The organism is Micromonospora sp. KC721 (assembly GCF_004348355.1).
GTDB lineage: Bacteria > Actinomycetota > Actinomycetes > Mycobacteriales > Micromonosporaceae > Micromonospora.
The window spans coordinates 1-21,720 of the sequence record NZ_SMJY01000101.1 but is presented as its reverse complement, the minus strand read 5'-3'; the positions used below and the strand labels follow the sequence as shown (position 1 = coordinate 21,720).

Below are 21,720 nucleotides of genomic sequence, written 5' to 3'. Positions count from 1 at the left end.
GGACGGGGCGGTCGGCGGGCGACCCGGCTGGGTGGCGCTCACCGGCTCGCCGCCTCGACCAGGCGGCGGGCCGCCTGCGGTCGGCCCGCCCAGTGGGTGTGCAGGTAGGAGGCGTGTACCTGGCCGGTGACGAAGCCGTGCGCGGTGCCGTCCCAGTGCCACGCCGGCCGCTCGCCGTGCGTCGGATCGGTGACGGTGCGGTGGAATTCGTGGCCGCGTACCGGCTCGCCGACGCGGTGGACCGGGGAGTCGGCGGCGGCGACGGCGTCGCGGTAGCCGAGGGTGAGCCGACCGGTCATCCGGGCGGTGTGCGGCAGCCGCCCGCACATCGGCACGCCGTCGAGGGTTTCGCCCAGGTAGAGCAGTCCGGCGCACTCGGCCACGATCGGCCCGTCGAAGTCGGCCAGGTCGGCGCGGAGCCCGGTGTTGGCCGCGAGGGCCTCGGCGTGCACCTCGGGGAAGCCGCCGCCGACGACCACCGCCCGGGTGCCGGCCGGCAGGGCGGGGTCACGCAGCGGGTCGACGGTGACCACGGTGGCCCCGGCGGCGGCGAGCAGCTCGGTCGTCTCGGCGTACGAGAAGGTGAAGGCCGGCCCGCCGGCGACCGCGACGACCGGGCGGCGTCCGCCGGCCGGGCCGCCGACGGCGTCGGCCGGATCCCAGCCGGGGACGGTCAGCGGCGGTGCGGTACGGGCCAGGGCCAGCACGGCGTCGAGGTCGACGGTGGCCTCGACCAGGGCGGCCAGCGCGGCCACGACGGCCACCGACTCCGGGGCCCGTTCGGCGACCGGCACCAGCCCGAGGTGGCGGGCGGGCGCGGCCACCTCGACGGCCCGGGTGACCGCCCCGAGCACCGGTACGCCCACCTCGGCGAGCGCGTCGCGCAGCAGCCGCTCGTGTCGGGGCGAGCCGACCCGGTTCAGGATCACCCCGCCGATGCGCACCTGCGGGTCGAAGGCGCGCATGCCGAGCACCAGCGCGGCGGCGGAGCGGCCCTGCGCGGTGGTGTCCAGCACCAGCAGCACCGGCGCGTCGACGAGCCGGGCGACGTGCGCGGTGGAGGCGTACCCGCCCCGCCCGACCGCGCCGTCGTGCAACCCCATCACGCCTTCGATGACCGCGACGTCGGCGGGGGTGGGGACGCTCGCCCCGTGCCGCAGCAGCGGCGCGATCCGGTCCTCGCCGACCAGCCAGGGGTCGAGGTTGCGCCCGGGGCGACCGGCGGCGAGCGCGTGGTAGCCGGGGTCGATGTAGTCGGGGCCGACCTTGTGCGGGCTGACGGTCAGGCCCCGGCGGCGCAGCGCGGCGAGCAGCCCGGTGGCCACGGTGGTCTTGCCGTGCCCGCTGGCCGGCGCGGCGACGACCAGCCGGGGCAGCGCCCAGGCGTCGCTCACCACTCGATCCCCTTCTGGCCCTTCTGGCCGGCGTCCATCGGGTGCTTGATCTTGGTCAGCTCGGCGACCAGGTCGGCGGCCTCGACCAGCCGGGGGTCGGCGTCCCGTCCGGTGATCACCACGTGCTGGAAGCCGGGCCGCTCGGCCAGGGTCGCCACCACCTCGTCGACGTCGACCCAGCCCCACTTGATCGGGTAGGTGAACTCGTCGAGCACGTACAGGCCGTAGCGCTGCGCGGCGAGGTCACGCTGGATCTGCCGCCAGCCCTCCAGGGCGTCGGCGGCGTGGTCGGCCTCGCCGCCGCGCTGGATCCAGGACCATCCCTCGCCCATCTTGTGCCAGGCCACGGGGGCGCCCTGGCCGGTGCGCTCGTGCACCTCGCCGAGGGCCCGGAAGGCGGCCTCCTCACCCACCCGCCACTTGGCGCTCTTGACGAACTGGAACACCCCGACCGGCAGTCCGGCGGTCCAGGCGCGCAGCGCCAGCCCGAACGCGGCGGTCGACTTTCCCTTCATCGCCCCGGTGTGGACGATGGTCAGCGGCCGGTTGCGCCGCTGTCGGGTGGTCAACCCGTCGGCGGGCACGTGTGCGGGCTTTCCCTGCGGCATCAGGCAACGCTCCCGGTGATGGTCGTGGTGGACAACGCCCGGGTGCCGCCCGGGCCGGGGATTGGCCGGCGCGAATTCGTGGGGCGGCCGGCAGCGAGGTCGGCCAGCGGGGCGGTCGCGACCTCGGTGAGCCGGTGGTGGGCCGCGCCGAGTTGGGCGGCGAGGCGGCCGGCCAAATCGAGGCGGACCGGGCCGGACTCGCAGTCCACGACCACGCAGGAGGCACCGCTGGCGGCGAGCACCGCCGCCGCGCGGGCGGCCCGGTCCAGCGGGCGTGGCCCGGCGGTGGCCCGGCCGTCGGTGACGACCAGCACCAGGGGCCGGCGCTTCGGGTCGCGCAGCCGCTGCACCCGCAGCAGGTCGGCTGCCGCGAGCAGTCCCTCCGCGAGCGGGGTACGTCCCCCGGTGGGTAGGTCCGCCAGTCGGGTCGAGGCGGCCAACACGGAGGAGGTGGCCGGCAGCAGGGTCTGCGCGCCGGTGCCCCGGAAGGCGACCACGGCGACCTTGTCCCGACGCTGGTAGGCGTCGGTGAGCAGGGCGAGCACCGCCCCCTTGACCGCCGCCATCCGCTGCCGCGCGCCCATCGACCCGCTGGCGTCGACGACGAAGAGCACCAGGTTGCCCTCGCGTCCCTCGCGGACCGCCTCCCGCAGATCGGTGGGGCGCAGCACGAGCGGTCCCCCGCGCCGGCCCCGCCCGTGCTGGTGCGGGGCGGCGGCCCGCAGGGTGGCGGGCAGGTGCAGCGCGCCGGCCCGCCCGGCGGGGACCCGCGCGCCGGTGATCCGGCCCCGCCCGGTCCGCGCCCGGGACCGCCGGCCCGGCACCCCGTCGCCGACACCGGCGGCGGTGAACAGCCGGGCCCGCAACCCCTGGTTCGGTACGGCGACCGGCTGCGTCGAGGCCGCCCGGGCCCCGTGCCGGGGCTGGTCGGTTGCGGGACCGTCCGGCGCTGCGGTGCCGGTCACGTCGTCACCGCCGCGATCCGGTCCGTCGGACCCGGTGCCCGGCCCGGTGGGGTCGCCGGGACCGTCGTCGTGCTCCGGGCCGGGATGGTCGCCGTCGCCCGGGCCGGAGGGGTCATCGTGGTCCGGGCCGGTGGGGCCGCCACCCGGGCCGGGACCACCGTCGTCGTCCGGGTCGTCGGGGTGTTCCTCCCGGGCCCGGTCCAACGCCTCGTCCAGGCGCTTGTCGTCCAGCCCGGGGCTGTCGAACGGGTCACGGCGGCGGCGGTGCGGCAGGGCCAGCCGGGCGGCGACCCGCACGTCCTCGGCGGTCACCCGCTCCCGGCCCTGCCAGGCGGCGTGCGCGACGGCGGCGCGGGCGGTGACGATGTCGGCGCGCATCCCGTCGACGTCGAACGCCGCGCAGACCTCGGCGATCTGCCGCAGGGCCGCGTCGGGCAGCACCACCCGATCCAACCGCCGCCGGGCGGCGGCCACCCGGCGGGCCACCTCCGCGTCGGCGTCGGCCCACCGCGCGGCGAACCCGGCCGGGTCGGCGTCGGCGGCGAGCCGGCGACGGACCACTTCGACGCGGACCGCCGGGTCACGGCTGGCAGTTACCTCCACGGTCAACCCGAACCGGTCGAGTAGCTGAGGGCGCAGTTCCCCCTCCTCCGGGTTCATCGTGCCGACCAGCAGGAACCGGGCGGCGTGGCTGACCGAGACGCCTTCGCGCTCGACGTGGCAGCGGCCCATCGCGGCGGCGTCCAGGAGCAGGTCCACCAGGTGGTCGTGGAGCAGGTTCACCTCGTCGACGTAGAGCACGCCCCGGTGGGCGGCGGCGAGCAGGCCCGGCTCGAAGGCGCGTACCCCCTCGGCGATGGCTTTCTCCAGGTCGAGCGAACCGACCACCCGGTCCTCGGCGGCGCCGACGGGCAACTCGACCAGGCGGGCCGGGCGGCGTTCGGCCGGCGCGGCGGCCGGATGGGGCCCGTCCGGGCAGCCCGGGTCGGGTACGGCCGGGTCGCAGCCGAACCGGCAGCCGGCCACCCGGTCCACCGGTGGCAGCAGCGCCGCCAGGGCGCGGACGGCGGTGGACTTGGCGGTGCCCTTCTCACCCCGCACCAGCACCCCGCCGATGGCCGGGCTGACCGCGTTGAGCAGCAGCGCCAGGCGCATGTCGTCCATGCCGAGCACCGCCGAGAACGGATAACTCATGCCCGATCCTCCAGGTCGCCCTCGCTGGCCAGGTACGTCTCGCGGAGCCGGTCCAGGGTGGCCGGTTCGGGAGCCGCCCACAGTCCCCGGTCGGCGGCCTCCAGCAGGCGTTCGGTGATGCCGCGCAGCGCCCACGGGTTGGACCGCTCAAGGAACTTCCGGTTCTCGTCGTCGAAGACGTACGCGGCGGTCAGCTGCTCGTACATCCAGTCGTCGACGACGCCGGCGGTGGCGTCGTAGCCGAACAGGTAGTCCACCGTGGCGGCCAGCTCGAAGGCGCCCTTGTAGCCGTGCCGGCGCATGGCGGCGATCCAGCGCGGGTTGACCACCCGGGCCCGGAACACCCGGCGGGTCTCCTCGCCGAGGGTGCGGGTCCGCACGTCGTGCGGCATCGCCGAGTCCCCCACGTACGCGGCCGGGGCCGCGCCGGTGAGGTGGCGCACCATCGCCACCATCCCGCCGTGGTACTGGAAGTAGTCGTCGGAGTCGACGATGTCGTGCTCGCGGGTGTCCTGGTTCTTCACCGCCACCGCGATCCGCGCGAAGGATCGTTCCATGTCGGCACGCGCCTCCCGGCCGTCGAGCCCCCGGCCGTACGCGTAGCCGCCCCACACGGCGTACACCTCGGCCAGGTCGGCGTCGGTGCGCCAGTTGCGGGCGTCGATCAGTGGCAGCAGCCCCGCCCCGTACGCCCCGGGTTTGGAACCGAAGATCCGGGCGGTGGCCCGCCGCTCGTCGCCGTGCTCGGCCAGGTCGGTGGCGACGTGGGCGCGGACGAAGTTGTCGGTGTCCGGCTCGTCGAGGGCGGCGACCTGTCGCACCGCGTCGTCGATGAGCGCGACGACGTGCGGGAAGGCGTCCCGGAAGAAACCGGAGATCCGCACGGTGACGTCGATGCGGGGGCGGCCCAGCTCGGCCAGGGGCACCGCCTGCACGCCGGTGACCCGGCGGGACCGGTCGTCCCAGGTCGGCCGGCAGCCGAGCAACGCCAGGACCTCGGCGATGTCGTCGCCCTGGGTCCGCATGGCGCTGGTGCCCCAGACGGTGAGCCCGACCGAGCGTGGGTACGTCCCGGTGTCGGCCAGGTGCCGGGCCAGCAGCGAGTCCGCGAGGGCCACACCGACGTCCCAGGCGTTGCGGCTGGGGATGGCCTTCGGGTCGACGGAGTAGAAGTTGCGTCCGGTGGGCAGGACGTTGACCAGGCCCCGGGTGGGTGAGCCGGACGGGCCGGGCGGCACGAACCGCCCGTCGAGCGCGCCGACCAGTCGGTCGATCTCGTCGGTGGTGCGGTCGAGCCGGGGCACCACCTCACGGGCGGCGAAACGCAGCACCTCGGCCACGTCGGGCACCGCCCGGCCGGTGACCTCCTCGACCACGGCGTCCACCGTGGTCGCGTCCCAGCCGAGGGTCTCCATGCCGACGACCAGCCGGCGGGCCAGTGCCTCGATCAGGTCGACGGCATCGGCGGCGGTGACCGCCGGCTGGTCCACCACCTCGGTCAACGCCGCCGGCACGGCCACCCGCTGGCCCGGCGCGGCCAGCAGCGCCTGCTCGTCGAGGCCGTACGCGGCGGCGAGGGCCTGCCGCAGGCCGGGCAGGGCACGCACGCCGCCCCAGACCTGCGGGGCGCGCAGCACGGCGAGGACCAGGTTCACCCTGGCCTCCCCGGTGGGGGCCTCGGCGAGGATGTGCAGGCCGTCGCGGATCTGCACGTCCTTGACCTCGCACAGGTAGCCGTCGAGGTGCAGCACGAAGTCGTCGAAGTCCTCGGCCTCGGGCATGTCCTCGGTGTGCAGGTCGTGGTGCAGTTCGGCGGCCCGGACGAGCTGCCAGATCTGCGCCTGCACGGTGGGCACCTTGGCCGGGTCGAGGGCCTGCACGGTGGCGTACTCGTCGAGCAGCTGTTCCAGCTTCGCCAGGTCGCCGTAGGTTTCCGCGCGGGCCATCGGCGGGACGAGGTGGTCGACGACGACGGCGTGGGCGCGGCGTTTGGCCTGGGTGCCCTCACCGGGGTCGTTGACGATGAACGGGTAGACCAGCGGCAGGTCGCCGAGGACGGCGTCGGGGGCGCAGTCGGCGGCCAGCCCGAGGCCCTTGCCGGGCAGCCACTCCAGGGTGCCGTGCTTGCCCAGGTGCACCACCGCGTCCGCGCCGAAGCCGCCGTCGGTGACCGGCGCGGCCAGCCACCGGTACGCGGCCAGGTAGTGGTGGCTGGGCGGCAGGTCCGGGTCGTGGTAGATGGCGACGGGGTTCTCGCCGAAGCCGCGCGGCGGCTGGATCAGCAGCGTCACGTTGCCGAAGCGCAGCCCGGCGAGGGCGATGTCGTCGCCGTCGACGTACAGCTCGCCGGGGGGCTCGCCCCAGTGTTCCCGGATCGCCGCGCGCAGCTCGGCCGGCACCTGCGCGAACCACCGCCGGTAGGTTTGCCCCGGCACCCGGGCCTCGGCAGCGGCGAGCTGCTCCGGGGTGAGCCACTCCACGTCGTGCCCGCCGGCGGCGATCAGCGCGTGGATCAGCGCGTCCCCGTCGGTGGGCGGCGGGGTGTCGCCGAGGTGGTAGCCGGCGTCGGCGAGGGCGGCGAGCAACCGCACCGCCGAGGCGGGGGTGTCCAGGCCGACGGCATTGCCGACCCGGGAGTGTTTTGTCGGGTACGAGCTGAGCACCACCGCGACCCGCTTGTCGGCGTTCGGCACGTGCCGCAGCCGGGCCTGCCGCACGGCGATGCCGGCGACCCGGGCGGCGCGCTCGGGGTCGGCGGCGTAGACCGACAGCCCGTCGGCGTCGATCCGCTTGAACGAGAACGGCACGGTGACGATCCGGCCGTCGAACTCGGGGATGGCCACCTGCATGGCGGCGTCCAGCGGGGACAGTCCGGCGTCGCTGCCGGCCCACTGTTCCCGGGTGCTGGTGAGGCAGAGCGCCTGGATGACCGGGACGTCGAGGGCGGCGAGCGCGCCCACGTCCCAGGCGTCCTCGTCGCCCCCGCCGGAGGCGTCGGCGGCGACCGTGCCGCCGGCGGCGAGGACGGTCACCACCAGGGCGTCGCAGCGGGCGAAAAGGTCCAGCGGGCCGGCGCCGGGGGCCAGTCCGCGCAGCGAGCCGCAGAAGATCGGCACCGGGTTGCCGCCGGCGGCGGTGACCGCGTCGGCGAGCACGTCGACGAAGGCGGTGTTGCCGGCCAGGGCGTGTGCCCGGTAGAAGACGATCCCGATGGTGGGCCGGCCCGCTTCGGCCCGGCGGTCGCCGTGCACCCCGTACGCGGCGGTGGCGGCGGGCGGCGCGAAACCCTCGCCGGTGAGCAGGACCGTGTCGGAGAGGAACCGGCCCAGCTGGGCGAGGTTCTCCGGGCCGCCTTCGACCAGGTAGGACAGCGCTTCGGTGGCGACCCCGGCGGCCACGGTGGAGGCTGCCATCAGCTCGGCGTCGGGCACCGCCTCGCCGCCGAGGACGACCGTCGGCACGCCGGAGGCGAGCACCGCGGCGAGGCCGTCCGGCCACGCCTGGCGGCCGCCGAGCAGCCGCACGACGGCCAGGTCGACGCCGTCGAGCAGCGCCGGCACGGCGTCGACGGCGAGCCGGGTGGGGTTGGCCAACCGGTAGTCGGCGCCGCTGGCGCGGGCGGCGAGCAGGTCGGTGTCGGCGGTGGACAGCAGCAGGATGCGCACGGGCGGCTCCGGAGACTGACACCCGGACTGCCCGCGAGGACGGTCGGGCGACGACGAGGGATGGGCGCGGGGCCGACGGGCACGCCGGGCGCGGGTCGCCCCGGCCGGCGGAACCCGGCGGCGTCAGCGGTGCGCGGTGCGGCGACCGGCGCGGAGGCGGCCGGTCGGCAGGGCGGTGCCGGGGGTGGCGGTGCGGCGGATCGGTGGTGCGGCGGCGCACCGGGAACGGGTACGACGGAAGCCGCCTGCGGTGGGGACGCTGCGCGTCATCGGGTCCTCCTCGGGTGTCCACGCCCTGGGGTCAGCCCGACGGCCGAAGTATCCTGGCTCCCGGATCGACGCTCACCCCCGGCCTTCCAACCGCAGACACACGGCCGTGGCGCACGAGGGGGGATCGCTCCCCGGTGACAGTGGCGGGACCGCGCCGGAATCACACCGGCTTCCTTCACTGCCGTCAGGCCGCGAATGCTGCCATACCCGCCGCCACCGGGTCAACGCGCCGCCATCCGGCAACCGGTCGCAGCCAGCCCGTGATCGGCGCGTCGCCCTCAGCGCATCCGGCGCTCCGGGTGGGCCCGGTTCCAGGCGCGCATCCGCTCCGGGTAGCCGGTCTTCGCCGCCTCGTACAGCGGCACCGCGTACCGATGGGCCAGCTTCGCCGCCACGCGGGGCGAGCCGGTGCGGCGGCGGATCCACTCGCCGTCGTGGGCGATCGCCATCACGGTGGTGTCGGTGGCGGTGGTCTCCGGTTCGAGGTAGAACTCGACGCCCTGCCGGCTGGTCACGAACGCCTCCAGCGCGGCCAGGTCGTCCCGGGTGGCCTCCCGGTCGAGCTTCGTCGGGGTGCCCTCCACGGTCCGGGACCGCCGGCTGAACCAGCCCATCTGCCCACTCCCTTCCCTCGCTGACCTCCAGTGGAGCACCCGAACCTGTCAGCAGGCTGCGAGGATGGTGACAACCCGCTGACCGTCGGTCAGCCGAGCGCGGCCAGGTCCGTGTCGGTCAGCCGCAGCGCGCCGGCGGCGACGTTCTCCACCAGGTGCGCCGGGTCGCCGGTGCCGGGGATGGCCAGCACGTGCGGCCCCTGGTGCAGGGTCCAGGCGAGGCGTACCTGCTGCGGGGTCGCCCCGTGCGCCCGGGCCACCGCCCGCACGGCGTTGGCGTGCTCGATCACCGCGCCGGACTCCCGCCGCGTCCCGGTCAGGGTGAAGAACGGCACGTACGCCACCTGCCGTGCCCCGCACTCGCGCAGCAGCGCGTCCTGGTCGCCCCGGTTGTCGAGGGCGTAGGTGTTCTGCACGCAGACCACCGGGGCGATCGCCTGCGCCTCGTCGAGGTGGTCGAGGCGGACGTTGGACAGGCCCAGGTGCCGGATCAGTCCGGCCTCGCGCAGCGCGGCCAGGGCGCCGAAGGACTCGGCGACCCGGTCCCGTCCCGGCCGCTTCACGATCCGCAGGTTGACCACGTCGAGGTGGTCGCGGCCGAGCCGGCGCAGGTTCTCCTCCACCTGGGCGCGCAGCCCGGCCGGCGAGGCGTCCTCGCGCAGGCCGCCGGCCGGGTCGTACGCGAAGCCGACCTTGGTGGCGATCACCAGGTCCTGCGGGTACGGGGCGAGCGCGGCGCGGATCAGCTCGGTGGCGTACCGGGCCGGGCCGGTGCCGACGTTGAGGGTGCCGCCGGGCGAGACGTAGAACGCGGCGGTGTCGATGTGGTTCACGCCCAGCGCGACGGCGCGGCGCAGCACACCGATCGCCCGGCCGGGGTCCGGATGTGGGGTGATCCGCATGGAGCCGAAGCCCATCCGGTGCACGGTCGCGTCGCCCAGGGTCCAACTGCCCGCGGCAGCCGCGGTGATCTCCTCGACTGGCATCCGGCGACGGTAGCCAGCCCGGCCGCTGCCCACAGTCCGTCATCCATCCGATACCACTGGCTGCGGCGCGCTGCTACGTTCTATCCATGGGGCCGGCCCGCCGGTGGGCGGGTCACCGGCACCAGGGCCAGCGTCGGGATCAGCAGCAGCGGCACCACCAGCAGCGCGGGCAGCGTCCCCACCCGGTCACCGAGCAGGCCCAGCAGCGGCGGGCCGGCCAAAAACGCCGTGTAGCCGATCGCCGCGACCACGCTGACCCGGACTGCGGCGTGTTCCTCGTCGTCGGCGGCGGCGCTCATCCCGACCGGGAAGCCGAGCGAGGCCCCGATCCCCCACAGTGCCACCCCGACCATCGCCACCGGCCCGTTGCCGGCGAGCACCGCCAGGCCCGCGCCGAGCGCGGCGAGCAGGATCGTGGAGGCCAGCACGGGCACCCGCCCCCAGCGGTCGATCAACACGGTGCCGGCGGTCCGGCCGAGAGTCATGCCGGCGACGAAGATGCCGAAGACAGCCGCGCCGATCGCCTCGCTGACGCCGTACCCGTCGATGAAGGCGACCGCGATCCAGTCGTTGGCGCTGCCCTCGGTGAACGCCATGACCAGGACCAGCGCGCCGAGGAGCAGGGTGCGCGGCTCCCGCCAGGCGGCGCGCAGGCCGCCGCGACGGGCCGCGGCGCCGTCGGCGCCCGCCGGGGCGGGCGGCTCGGGCAGGAACGCCCGCGCGCCGAACAGCGTGCCGCCGAGCACCACCACGGCCAGCACCGCCAGGTGCGCCCAGATCGGCAGCCCGACCCGGGCGGCGCCGGCGCCGAGCCCCGCGCCGGCCACCGAGCCCAGGCTCCAGGCGGCATGGAAGCGGGGCATGATGGTGCGCCCGAGCCGCTTCTCCACCGCCGCGCCCTCGACGTTCATCGCGACGTCGCAGGCGCCACACCCGTAGCCGAGGGCGACCAGTCCGACCGCCACGCCGGGCAGCCAGCCGGCCAGCCCGGTGGCGAGCCCGGCGACGGTCAGCCCGAGGGCGACCAGCACGGTGGCGGCCACCACCGTGCGGGCCGGGCCGAGGCGCTGGGTAACCAGCCCGGCCGTGGACATGGCAAGCAGCGAGCCGGCCGACATGGCCATCAGCAGCAGGCCGAGCCGGCCGGCGCTGAGGTCGAGCGCCTCCCGTACCGCCGGGACCCGGGAGAACCAGGTGGCCACAGCGAGACCGTTGAGAGCGAAGACCACCGCGACGCCGGTGCGGGCGGCCAACACCGCCGGGGGTACGGCGGAGGCGGTCGGTGCGGTGACCGGATCGGCTGGCCTCACGGGTTTCCTCTCGTCGACGTCCTGCCCGACGATCGCACACCTGAGAGCGCTACCAGCACAACCTCCCCCGCCCCCTTACCGGACGCCACCGGACGAGGCATGATCATGACAGAGGGCGCTCCCACCCATCACCGACCACGACGTGGAGGACCTCATGACCCCGTCGCACCGCCCGACCACCCTGGACGACGTGGCCCGGCTCGCGGAGGTGTCCCGTTCGACCGCGTCCCGGGTCATCGCGGGCACCGGCTTCGCCTCGCCGGCCGCCCGGGATCGGGTGCGGGCCGCCGTGGACCGCCTCGGGTACGTGCCGAACGCCACGGCCCGGGCGCTGGCGCGTGGCGGCGGGGTCCGGCTGGTGGTGGCGGTCTGCGGCGTCACCACCGCCGTACTGGACGACCCGTACGTCGAGCGGGTGGTCGGCGCCGCCGCGCGGGCCTGCGCCGCGTACCCGGCGGGGGTGGTGCTGCAGTGGCTGCCGCTGCACGGCTCGACCACACTGGAGCGCATCGCGCAGGACCGTGGCGTCGCCGGGGTGGTGCTGGTCAACGCCACCGAGCCGTTGCTCGACGCGGTTCCGGCCGAGCTACGGGGCCGGATCGCCTCGATCGGCATCGGCTCCCCGACGGTGCCCTCCTTCGACGTGGACAACGCCGACGGTACCGACCAGGTCGTCCGCCACCTGTACGCCTCCGGCCGCCGCCGGATCGCGATGGTGACCGGCCCCCGGTGGCTGCCCTGCGCCGGCCGCGCCGTCGCGGCCTACCGACAGGTCATGCGGGAGACCGGACTGCCGGTCCGCCTGGTGCCCGGCGACTTCACCGCCCGGCGGGGCCGGGCGGCAGCCGGTGAACTGCTGGCCCGGTGGCCCGACACCGACGCCGTCTTCGCCGTCAGCGACCTGACCGCGTTGGGGGTGATCGCCGGGCTCGGGGAGACCGGCAGGCGGGTGCCCGGCGACATCGGGGTCGCCGGGTTCGACGACATCCCGCACGCCGCGCTGAACACGCCGGCCCTCACCACCGCCAGCCACCCGGTCGGCTCCATCGCCGCCGCGGCGGCCACCGCCGTGCTGCACGGCCGGCCCGTCCCGCCGGTGACCTCGTTCCCCTCCGCGCTGGTGCGCCGCACGAGCGCCTGAGGTCCGTCCCGATCCACGCCGCACGACCACCTGCCACCCGGGTCGGCCGTCGGCGCCGTCGTCGTGCCGGGGGCACCCGGAGCCACCCCGGTCCCGCGGCGCATTGATGGCCTTCCGCACCGCCCGGTTGGCCGTCACCGGAGCAGCCATCGACATCGTTACTTGACATCCCAAACTTAAGCAGCTTAATAATGGCTTGACGAGCCGGCGCTGCCCGCTCCGAAGCATCGCCGCTTCACCACGGCGATCCGACAGAGGGATCTACTGATGTCACTCTTCTCGCGACGCCTGGTTCGGCGTCTCGGTTTCTTCACCGTCCTGTCCACCGCGGCGGCGCTCACGCTCACCGCGTGCTCCGACGACTCCCCCGGCACCTCCGACAACGCCGCGAACAGCTCCATCAGCATCAATGGGACCGCCTCCACCATCGTCGAGAACTGGAACCCGTTCTCACCGACGCAGTTGCAGCCCACGTTGGGCGTCATCCACGAGGCGCTCTACTACTACAACCTGGCCAGCGACGTCCCGCCGCGACCGATGCTGGCGACCGCGTACTCCTGGGACGCCGCCGGCAAACAGCTGACGATCACCACCCGTGAGGGCGTCAAGTGGTCCGACGGCCAGCCGTTCACCGCCAGGGACGTCGCCTTCACCTTCGAACTGATCCGCAAGAACAAGGCCATCAACGGCAGCGGTCTCGCGCTCACCTCGGCGAAGGCCACCGACGACAAGACCGTCGTGCTGACGTTCCCGACCACCTCGTTCACCACCGAACCGGGCATCCTCGGCAACACGGCGATCATTCCGGAGCATGTCTGGAGCAAGATCAGCGACCCGGCGAAGACCACCAACCCCAACCCGGTCGGCACCGGGCCGTACAAGCTCAAGTCGCTGAACGCGCAGGGTTTCGTGATGGAGAAGAACCCGAACTACTGGCAGCCGGGCAAGCCGCAGATCCAGACGGTCCGCTACATCACCCTGGCCACCGCCGACGCGGCGAGCGCCGCCCTGACCGCGGGCCAGGTGGACTGGATGAGCTCGTACATCCCGAACCTCGACAAGATCATCTCAGGCCACAAGAACCTCGCCTATGTCAACACGCCGGCCCTGACGGCGTCGATCTTCACCTGCTCGAACGCGGCCATGGGCTGCAAGGGCCCCCAGACCGACCGGGCCGTACGCCAGGCCATGTACCACGCGCTCAACCGCGACCAGCTCAACAAGCTGGCCGGTGGCGGCTTCGCCGGGACGGCCTCGCCGACGCTGCTGCTGCCCGATCGTGACCAGAAGTGGATCGCGGACCCGGCCCACCTCAGGACGCCGGGTGGCCCCGATGTGGCCAAGGCCAACCAGATCCTGGATGCGGCCGGCTGGGTCAGGGGCGCCGACGGCATCCGCAGCAAGGGCGGCGAGCGGCTGTCGATGCGGATCCAGACCGTGACCGGCTGGAGTGACTTCATCTCGCTCAACGACGCGATGGCGCAGCAGTTCAAGGAGGTCGGCATCGAACTGAAGCCCACCCAGTTGTCCTCCAACGAGTGGAACAACAACCAGGTGCAGGGCAAGTTCCAGTTGTCGCTCGACTCGATCGGCCTGGGCGCGTCGTCCAACCCGTACTTCACCTACAACGGGCGCTACACCTCGGCCACCACGGCGAAGGTCGGCGAGTCGGCCGGCACCTCCGGCAACTACGCCCGCTACAGCAACCCGACGGTCGACCAGGCGGTCGCGGCCGCCGGGGCGACCAACGACGAGAACGTGCAGAAGCAGCACTACGCCACGATCCAGGCGCAGATCGTCCAGGACCTGCCGTACATCCCGATCTACCTGAACTCGACGCTGACCCAGTTCAACACCAGCCGGGCGACCGGATGGCCGACCAACGACAACAAGTACGCCTTCCCGGCCACCTGGAAGTCGTGGGACAGCGGCATCGTCCTGACCTCCCTGAAGCCGGCCGGCTGAGCGGCGTCGGCGGCCGACGTGCACTACCTCCTGCGGAAGGTCGGGTTCTACGTGATCGCCCTGTGGGCGGCGCTCACGGTGAACTTCATCATCCCCCGACTCATGCCGGGCGACCCGGTCTCGCTGCTCATCGCCAAGCTCGGGCAGCGCGGACCGGTGACCCCGGAAGCCAGGGCCTCCATCGAGGCGCTGCTCGGCACCGACACCGACCAGCCCCTGCTCGCGCAGTATATCGACTACCTGGGCAACCTCGCCGTCGGGGACCTGGGCCAGTCGGTGGCGTACTTCCCGGCCCCGGTCACGTCGATCATCGGCCAGACGCTGCCGTGGACGATCGGGCTCATCGGCCTGGCGACGGTCATCTCGTTCCTGCTGGGCATCGGGCTCGGCACCGTCGCCGGGTGGAAACGCGGGTCGTGGCTGGACAACCTGATCCCGGTGACCACGATGTTCCAGTCGGTGCCGTACTTCTGGCTGGCGCTGATCCTGCTCTTCGCGTTCGGCAGCGTGTGGCAGGTCTTTCCGCTCAACGGCGGCTACGACATCTACGACACGGTGCCCGGCTGGAACGCGGAGTTCATCGGCTCGGTTCTCTACTACGGCACGCTGCCCGCGCTGAGCATCATCGTCTCGTCGGTCGGCGGTTGGATGCTCGGCATGCGCAACATGATGGTCTCGACACTGTCCGAGGACTACCTGCTCACGGCCGAGGCCAAGGGCCTGCGGCCGGGCCGGATGATGCGCACGTACGCGGCGCGCAACGCGATCCTCCCGTCGATCTCGGGCTTCGCGATCTCGCTGGGTTTCGTCGTGGCCGGCTCGATCGTCACCGAGACGGTGTTCTCGTACCCCGGGATCGGCTCGGCGCTGCTGGAGGCGGTCGGCAGTAACGACTACGCGCTCATGCAGGGCATCTTCCTGGTCATCACACTCTCCGTGCTCGGCGCCAACCTGCTGGTCGATCTCCTGTACTCGGTCATCGACCCGCGTACCCGAGCGCGGACGTGACCGGCGTCGGAAAGGACCAATGACGTGGCATTGACCACCCAGGCCGCCGAGCCCGTGGGCGGCACCGGGGGCCTCCCGGCCGGCTCGGCGGCGCAACGCACCCGGCGGCGCCGGCTCGGCCTGCCGCCGATGACGGCGAAGCTCGCCGCCGGTTTGATCATCAGCGGTGCGATCCTGCTCTTCGGGTTGCTCGGGCCGTTCGTCGTACAGGATCCGACCCGGGTCGACGACATCGGCCTGACCGGACCCAGCAGCGCACACCTGATGGGCACCACCCAGACCGGCCAGGACGTGCTGGCCCAACTGGCGTACGCCACCCGCGGCTCGCTGACCATCGGCGCGATCGTCGGCGTGCTCACCCTGCTGCTGTCCGGGTTCTTCGGCGTGGTGGGCGCCTACGCGGGCGGCTGGGTGGACGAGGTCTTCTCCCTGTTCACCAACATCATGCTGGTCATCCCCGGGCTGCCACTGGTGATCGTGATCTCCAGCTACGTGCCGGACAAGAGCTTGTGGCTGGTCGCGCTGGTGCTCTCCCTCACCGGCTGGGCCGGGTCGGCGCGGGTGCTGCGCGGGTACACGCTGAGCCTGCGCAACCGCGACTACGTGCTGGCCTCACGGGTGGCCGGGGAGAAACGCTGGCGGATCCTCACGGTCGAGATCCTGCCCAACCTGATCCCGCTGCTGGCCTCGCAGATGGTGTTCGCCGTCATCTTCGCCATCCTCGGCGAGGCCGGACTCTCCTATCTCGGCCTCGGTGCGAGCGGCTCGATCAGCTGGGGCACGATGCTCTACTACGCCCAGAACGGCCTCGCGCTGCGGCTCGGCGCGTGGTGGTGGTTCGTGCCACCGGGTCTTCTGCTGGCGCTGTTCGGCGCGGCGTTGTCGCTGATCAACTTCTCGATCGACGAGATCATCAACCCCAAGCTGCGCAACCAGACCCGGGCCGCCCGCCGCAGCTGGCTGATGTCCCGCAAACAGCTGGAGACCGCCAAGGAGGCCACCCTGTGAGCGCGAGGAGCGAGCCGGGTTTGCGAGCCCCGCAGTCGCGAACGGAGGCAATGCTGTGAGCGCGAGGAGCGAGCCGGGTTTGCGAGCCCCGCAGTCGCGAACGGAGGCAATGCTGTGAGCGCGAGGAGCGAGCCGGGTTTGCGAGCCCCGCAGTCGCGAACGGAGGCGATACTGTGAGCGGACCGAGGCCAGCGCCACCGGTCCGGCCCGTGGTGTCGGCGCCGGTCCTGACCATCGAGAACTTCAGCGTCGACTACCTCGTGGACCCGGTCGTGCACGCGGTGCGGAACGTCTCGCTCACCCTGCGCCGGGGCGAGGTGCTCGGCCTCGCCGGAGAGAGCGGCTGCGGCAAGAGCACCCTCGCGTACGGCATCGTGCGGCTGCTCAAGCCGCCGGCGGCGATCGTCTCCGGTCGGGCGGTGTTCCACTCCCGGGAGGGCATCGAGATCGACTGGAACCTGCTGGACGCCGAGGAGTTGCGGGCCACCCGGTGGGACAAGATCTCCATGGTGTTCCAGGGGGCGATGAACTCCCTGAACCCGGTCATCTCGATCCGGGACCAACTCGAGGACGTCTTCACCACCCACCGTCCCGAGATGGGCCGACGCGAGCGCCGCCAGCGCTGCGCCGAACTGCTCGAGCGGGTCGGCGTGGACCCCGCCCGGCTGCGCGCGTACCCCCACGAGCTCTCCGGCGGGATGCGCCAGCGCGTCATGATCGCCATGGCCATGGCGTTGGAACCGCAGGTCATGATCATGGACGAGCCGACGACCGCGCTGGACGTCGTCGTCCAGCGCGAGATCCTGCGCGAGATCACCCGGTTGCGCGACGAGTTGGGTTTCGCCGTCATCTTCATCACCCATGACCTGCCGCTGCTGCTGGAGATCAGCGACCGGATCGCGGTGATGCGCGCCGGCGAGGTGGTGGAGTTCGGCGACGCGCTGAGCCTCTACACCGACCCGCAGCACGACTACACCGAGCAGCTCCTGGCGTCCTTTCCCAGTCTGACCGGCGAGCGCGGCTCCTTCGTGCGCGGCGGCATGGACGAGCGACTGCTGGCCCTCGACGCGGTCCGACTCGACGATCCGAACGCAGGGAGCACCGCGTGACCACCTTGACGGCCGAGCACCTGGTGAAGAACTACCGCCTCCGGCGGGGCCTGCGCGGCGGCACGCTGCGGGCGGTCGACGACGTCAGTTTCACCCTGGAGCCGGGACGGACCGTCGCGCTCGTCGGGCAGAGCGGCAGTGGCAAGTCGACCATCGCCAAGCTTCTGCTGCAGCTCGAACGCCCCACCGCGGGCCGGATCCTCATCGACGGCGAGCCGGTGCAGCGGCGGGGCGGCGGACTGAGCCGCTACCGCCGCATCGTGCAGATGGTGTTCCAGGATCCGTTCGCCTCGCTCAACCCGTACCACACCGTCGAGCACCACCTCGCACGTCCGATCCGCCTGCACCAGCCGAAACTGTCCAGGGACGAGGTGCACCGCCGCGTCCTGCACCTACTGGAGCGCGTCCGGCTGACCCCCACCGAGAACGTCGCCGCCCGCCGGCCACACCAGTTGTCCGGCGGCCAGCGCCAGCGCGTCGCCATCGCCCGGGCACTGGCACCCGGGCCCGGCGTCCTCATCGCCGACGAGCCGGTGTCCATGCTGGACGTCTCGATCCGACTCGGCGTGCTGAACCTACTGTCGACGTTGCAGCGCGAGGAGGACCTCGGCGTGCTCTACATCACCCACGATTTGGCCACGGCCCGGCACTTCGCCGACGAGATCCTGGTCATGTACCGGGGGCGGATCGTCGAGCGGGGCGATGCCGACGAGGTCATCCTCCGGCCCCGGCACGAGTACACGAAGACGCTTGCCGCCGCAGCGCCGAATCCGGAGCGCAGGCTCAGCGAACTGCGCGGAGGATGAGCAGGCCGCGGGTGCTTGTCAGCGGCGCATGCTGGACTGCAGCACCACGGCGGCCGCGCCGGTCGCCGACGCGGTGGCCGCGGCCAGCGACACCGTCACGGACACCGAGCGGCGCCAGGTGCGGGCGTCCGCGGCGGCGATGCGCGACGTGATCGCCGGGCCGTAGACGAAGGACGCCGCGGCGAAGCCGGGGCCGGTGAGTACGAGCAGGTCGATGTCGAGCAGGTTGACCACCGACTCCGCGGCCGCGGCCACGTAGCGTGCCGAGTCGTCGAGCAGCGCCCGGCAGGCGGGGGCGCCGGCACGGGCGGCGCGGGCGACGGCGGCGAAGTCGGCCGCCACACTGCGCCGCGTGCCGGCGGCGTCCAGGCCCGCCTCGCCGGCGGCCACCGGATCGGCCAGCGCCGCCGCGACGACGGCCTGTGGACCGGCGAGCACCTCGAGGCAGCCGCTGCTGCCGCACCAGCACGGCGGGCCGTCGACCTGCAGACACAGGTGGCCGAACTCGCCGGCGTTGGCCTGGGCGCCGCGCAGCGCGACGCCGTCGATGACGATGCCCGCCCCGATGCCGCTGCCCATGTAGAGCGCGGCGAAGGCGCGGGTCGGTCCGACCCGGGCGACCCAGTACTCTCCGACGGCTGCGGCCGTCGCGTCGTTCTCGACCAGTACCTGCATCCCGGTGGCCGCCGCGAGCCGGCGGTCGAGGTCGTCCCCGCGCCAGCCGCGCAGGTGGGTCGGCGCCTGCTCGGGGTGCACCCCGGGTCCGTGCGGGCCGGGCCAGACGACGCCGACGCCCAGGCACCGTGCCGGGTCCACGCCCGAGGCGTCGATGAGCACGGCGACGTCGGCGGCGAGTCCCCGCACCAGGGTGTCCGGGTCGGCGCCGGCCGGCGCCGGCCGGGCCAGCCGGGAGATCACCCCGCCGGTCTGACCGGTGAGCACGTACGTCGTGGTGTCCTCGTCGAGGTGGATGCCCACCGCGACCCGGGCGACCGGATCGAGGCGCAGCAGGGTGCGCGGCTTGCCGCCGGTGGGACTGCGGCCGGTCTCCCGGACCAGGCCCTCCTCGATCAGCCGGCGGACGGTCATCGACACCGCGGCCTCGGTCAGCCCGGTCATGGAGGCCAGTTCGACGCGGCTCAGCGGCTCCGCGGAGCGGATGGCGTCGAGAATGCTCTCCCGGGCACCGGTGCGCCGGCTGCGGCCGACCGGAGTGAGTGCCTTACCGCTCACAGCCGGCTCACTGTCTCCTCAGCCGATGCCCCCATCGTCACCGGGGTCACGCGCACCGCGATGCACCACCGCCCGAAGCAGCGGGCCACGGGTGTCGCGTCCGACGCCGACCCGGCAGTGGTCGATCGGGCACATCCCCGCGTAGAGTCAACCATGGATCTCCTTTGGTGTCGGCGCCGTTGACGACCTTCTTTCAGTTACTTAAGAATATAGGGCCGGCCGTTCCCCCGAGACGACGGGACACCTTCGATGATCAGAGACAATCTCCACTCGGGCTGGACGGTACGCGCCGTCGGCGGCCCGGTGCCCCCGGAGGACTGAGGCCGGCCGTGGACACCACGACCGGCCCCCGCCTGATCGGCCTCGTGCTGACCGAGAACGCCGCCCAGGTCGGTGTCGAGCCCTTCTTCATGGAGCTGATCGCCGGCATGGAGCAGGTCCTCGCGCCGACCGGTGCCGGCGTGCTCCTGCTCGTGGTCGCCGATCTGGCGGCGGAGCTGGCTACCTACCGACGCTGGGCGGATGAGGACACCGTCGAGGCGGTGGTCGTGGTCAACATCGTGCACGCCGACGTCCGCCCGGAGACGCTGGCGGCGCTGGGCCTGCCGGCGGTGCTCGCCGGCCGCTACACCGGGCCGGCGACGCTCACCGGCGTGGTCACCGACGACGCAGGCGCGATGACCGCGGCGATCGACCTGCTGGTCACCCTCGGGCACCGGGCGATCGGCCGGGTCAGCGGACCGGCCGGGCTGGTGCACACCGCCGAGCGCACCGCCGCCATGCACGCGGCGGCCGAGCACCTCGGCCTGCAGGTACGGATCGTCGAGGCCGACTACAGCGCCGAGGCCGGCGTGCGAGCCACCCGCGAACTGCTCGCCGGCCGCCCCGCGCCGACCGCCGTCATCTTCGACAACGACGTCATGGCCGCAGCCGCCGAGGAGGACCTGGTGCGCTCCGGCCGCCGGGTGCCCGATGAGGTGAGCCTGCTCGCCTTCGCCGACTCGGCGCTGTGCGAGCTGGCGGTGCCACCGTTGTCGGCGATGAGCATCGACGCCCACGAGCACGGCGTCAGTCTCGGCCGGGCCGTGCTCGACGTGCTGATCGGCGCCGCGCGCCAGGACCGTGCCGGCCCGCCGATCCGGATGCAGCAGCGGGCCAGCACCGGCCCGGCACCGGGCGGGATCAGCTGAATCCGTCGCTCACGGCGTTCGCCGGCTGAACGCCTGGTGGCCAGGCCATCCTGCCGTCGCGTCGACACGGCGCCGGGCACCTCGCCGCCTGCGTCGCCGGCGCGGCACCGGGGCACCGGAACCCGGTCGCTACAGCGGGGGCAGGCCGAGCGCCTCGTCGACCCGGGCCAGTACCGCCGCGTCGTCGTCGGCCCGTACGCCGCGCAGCAGGTCGATGGCGGTGGCCCGGACCTGCCCGACGATCACCGCCAGCGGCAGCGTGTGCCCCTGGGTGAACAACCGCCCGACGGCCCGTACCGCCGCCAGGGCCGCGGCGTCGGCCTGCTCGGCGTACCGGTCGGCGGTGGCGTCCGCGCCGTCGAGGTCGGCGGCGAGCGCCCCGCCCGCCGCCCGGATCGCCTCCGCCAGCACCCGCAGTGCCGTGACCAGCTCGTCCGGCACCGGGCCGGGCAGCCGGTTGCAGGTCACCCCGGCCCGGGCGAGCACCCGCACGTTGCGTACCGCGTAGTCGGTCTGGGCGAGGGAGGCGTCCACGGTGCGCAGCCGGCCGATGTGTCGGCGGCGGCGCACGTTGAGCCGCAGCGCCTCTCCGGCGGCGAGCGCGGCGGTGCGCAGCCGCTCCACCCCGGCGTCGAGCCCGCGGGCCCGGTCCAGGGCGGCCCGGGCGGCCGTCTCGTCGCGCCGCGCCAGCGCGGTGGCCACCTCATCCACCACCTCGGCCGTCCCGTCGAAGGTGCGCCGGAACTCGGCCACCAGCGGCGCGAGCGGCCGGCGGGCGTCGACGAGCTGGCTGGCCACCACCGCCACCGCGCCGCCGATCAGCGCGTCGACGAACCGGAACGGCACCAGCGACTCGGTCGGCGGGGAGACCACCACCAGGTAGAGCGCCGACACGGCGGCCTGGACCACGCTGACGCTGCTCGCGCCGATCGCCACGGCCAGCGCGACGGTCAACAGGATGACGGTGAACACCGTGCCGGTGCTGCGCGGCCCGAGCGCCTGGATCACCAAATCGGCGACGAGCACACCGGCGGCCACCCCGAGCACCACCTCGATCGCCCGGCGCATCCGCTGCCCGCGCGCCTGGCCGAGCACGATCAACGCGGCGGCCGGGGCGAAGAACGGCTGCGGATGGCCGACCAGCCGGGTGGCCAGCAGCCACGCCACGGTCGCCGCCAGGGTCGCCTCGACGACCGGCACCCAACCCTGCCGCAGCCGTACGGCGGCCTCCCGCAACCAGCCCCACCGGAGCAT

16 protein-coding genes, 1 pseudogene and 1 riboswitch are annotated in these 21,720 nt (G+C 73.7%); of the genes and pseudogenes, 7 read left to right on the top strand and 10 right to left on the bottom strand.

What is annotated here, in order from left to right:
- Window positions 1-38 precede the first annotated feature (38 nt).
- From E1182_RS18015 to E1182_RS17985, 8 genes and pseudogenes are all read right to left on the bottom strand, one after another.
- Complete coding sequence (locus E1182_RS18015) at window positions 39-1,397, bottom strand: cobyrinate a,c-diamide synthase (protein ID WP_132266740.1); 1,359 nt, start codon at window positions 1,395-1,397, stop codon at window positions 39-41.
- Window positions 1,391-2,002, bottom strand: coding sequence for a cob(I)yrinic acid a,c-diamide adenosyltransferase (cobO, locus tag E1182_RS18010; protein WP_132266736.1), 612 nt, complete (start codon window positions 2,000-2,002; stop codon window positions 1,391-1,393). The genes E1182_RS18015 and cobO overlap by 7 nt, the downstream gene beginning before the upstream one ends.
- Window positions 2,003-2,094: 92 nt before the next feature.
- Window positions 2,095-4,161: pseudogene (locus E1182_RS18005) on the bottom strand (putative cobaltochelatase); the annotation flags it as partial.
- Window positions 4,158-7,826: a cobaltochelatase subunit CobN gene (gene cobN / locus E1182_RS18000; RefSeq protein ID WP_132266729.1), complete on the bottom strand. Its 3,669-nt coding sequence runs from the start codon at window positions 7,824-7,826 to the stop codon at window positions 4,158-4,160. The pseudogene E1182_RS18005 and the gene cobN, both read right to left, overlap by 4 nt.
- 123 nt (window positions 7,827-7,949) lie before the next feature.
- Entirely contained in the window at window positions 7,950-8,096 is a 147-nt protein-coding gene (locus E1182_RS31180; RefSeq protein WP_165942646.1) for a hypothetical protein, read from the bottom strand.
- A 46-nt stretch (window positions 8,097-8,142) separates the two neighbouring features.
- Window positions 8,143-8,272, bottom strand: a riboswitch (cobalamin riboswitch).
- 102 nt (window positions 8,273-8,374) lie between these two features.
- On the bottom strand, window positions 8,375-8,710 hold the full coding sequence (locus tag E1182_RS17995; RefSeq protein ID WP_132266724.1) for a hypothetical protein: 336 nt from the start codon (window positions 8,708-8,710) through the stop codon (window positions 8,375-8,377).
- A gap of 89 nt (window positions 8,711-8,799) precedes the next feature.
- Window positions 8,800-9,696, bottom strand: coding sequence for an aldo/keto reductase (locus E1182_RS17990; protein ID WP_132266721.1), 897 nt, complete (start codon window positions 9,694-9,696; stop codon window positions 8,800-8,802).
- A gap of 80 nt (window positions 9,697-9,776) precedes the next feature.
- On the bottom strand, window positions 9,777-11,006 hold the full coding sequence (locus E1182_RS17985; protein ID WP_132266717.1) for an MFS transporter: 1,230 nt from the start codon (window positions 11,004-11,006) through the stop codon (window positions 9,777-9,779).
- Window positions 11,007-11,160: 154 nt separating this feature from the next.
- On the opposite strand from E1182_RS17985, the gene E1182_RS17980 reads away from it, so the two are divergent.
- The 6 genes from E1182_RS17980 to E1182_RS17955 all read left to right on the top strand — a co-directional run bounded on the left by E1182_RS17980 (window position 11,161) and on the right by E1182_RS17955 (window position 18,043).
- Window positions 11,161-12,147 carry a LacI family DNA-binding transcriptional regulator gene (locus tag E1182_RS17980; RefSeq protein WP_132266714.1) on the top strand — a complete coding sequence of 329 codons (987 nt, stop codon included), beginning with the start codon at window positions 11,161-11,163 and terminating at the stop codon, window positions 12,145-12,147.
- Between the two features lie 267 nt (window positions 12,148-12,414).
- The gene (locus tag E1182_RS17975; protein ID WP_132266711.1) at window positions 12,415-14,112 is read left to right on the top strand and encodes an ABC transporter substrate-binding protein; all 1,698 of its coding nucleotides are present in this window, start codon (window positions 12,415-12,417) and stop codon (window positions 14,110-14,112) included.
- 18 nt (window positions 14,113-14,130) lie between these two features.
- Window positions 14,131-15,120 (top strand): ABC transporter permease, encoded by a 990-nt coding sequence (locus E1182_RS17970; protein WP_132266708.1) that lies wholly within the window; start codon window positions 14,131-14,133, stop codon window positions 15,118-15,120.
- A gap of 24 nt (window positions 15,121-15,144) precedes the next feature.
- Complete coding sequence (locus E1182_RS17965) at window positions 15,145-16,128, top strand: ABC transporter permease (protein ID WP_243706278.1); 984 nt, start codon at window positions 15,145-15,147, stop codon at window positions 16,126-16,128.
- A gap of 209 nt (window positions 16,129-16,337) precedes the next feature.
- On the top strand, window positions 16,338-17,237 hold the full coding sequence (locus tag E1182_RS17960; RefSeq protein WP_243706277.1) for an ABC transporter ATP-binding protein: 900 nt from the start codon (window positions 16,338-16,340) through the stop codon (window positions 17,235-17,237).
- Window positions 17,234-18,043 (top strand): ABC transporter ATP-binding protein, encoded by an 810-nt coding sequence (locus E1182_RS17955; protein WP_132266704.1) that lies wholly within the window; start codon window positions 17,234-17,236, stop codon window positions 18,041-18,043. Before E1182_RS17960 ends, E1182_RS17955 begins: the two co-directional genes overlap by 4 nt.
- 18 nt (window positions 18,044-18,061) lie before the next feature.
- Here E1182_RS17955 and E1182_RS17950 read toward each other — a convergent pair whose 3' ends face one another.
- Complete coding sequence (locus E1182_RS17950) at window positions 18,062-19,276, bottom strand: ROK family transcriptional regulator (RefSeq protein ID WP_243706276.1); 1,215 nt, start codon at window positions 19,274-19,276, stop codon at window positions 18,062-18,064.
- A 329-nt stretch (window positions 19,277-19,605) separates the two neighbouring features.
- Between E1182_RS17950 and E1182_RS17945 the strand changes: the two genes are divergently transcribed.
- A complete protein-coding gene (locus E1182_RS17945) occupies window positions 19,606-20,466 on the top strand; it encodes a LacI family DNA-binding transcriptional regulator (protein ID WP_243706275.1) in 861 nt (286 codons plus the stop codon).
- Window positions 20,467-20,595: 129 nt separating this feature from the next.
- Here E1182_RS17945 and E1182_RS17940 read toward each other — a convergent pair.
- The coding region (locus E1182_RS17940; protein ID WP_132266701.1) for an aromatic acid exporter family protein at window positions 20,596-21,720 on the bottom strand (1,125 nt) is incomplete at its 5' end.

Bases quoted from the DNA above. Each gene is read 5' to 3' on its own strand.
- cobO (WP_132266736.1), bottom strand. From the start codon at position 2,002: ATGCCGCAGGGAAAGCCCGCACACGTGCCCGCCGACGGGTTGACCACC.
- E1182_RS31180 (WP_165942646.1), bottom strand. From the start codon at position 8,096: ATGACGCGCAGCGTCCCCACCGCAGGCGGCTTCCGTCGTACCCGTTCC.
- E1182_RS17995 (WP_132266724.1), bottom strand. From the start codon at position 8,710: ATGGGCTGGTTCAGCCGGCGGTCCCGGACCGTGGAGGGCACCCCGACG.
- E1182_RS17990 (WP_132266721.1), bottom strand. From the start codon at position 9,696: ATGCCAGTCGAGGAGATCACCGCGGCTGCCGCGGGCAGTTGGACCCTG.
- E1182_RS17980 (WP_132266714.1), top strand. From the start codon at position 11,161: ATGACCCCGTCGCACCGCCCGACCACCCTGGACGACGTGGCCCGGCTC.
- E1182_RS17975 (WP_132266711.1), top strand. From the start codon at position 12,415: ATGTCACTCTTCTCGCGACGCCTGGTTCGGCGTCTCGGTTTCTTCACC.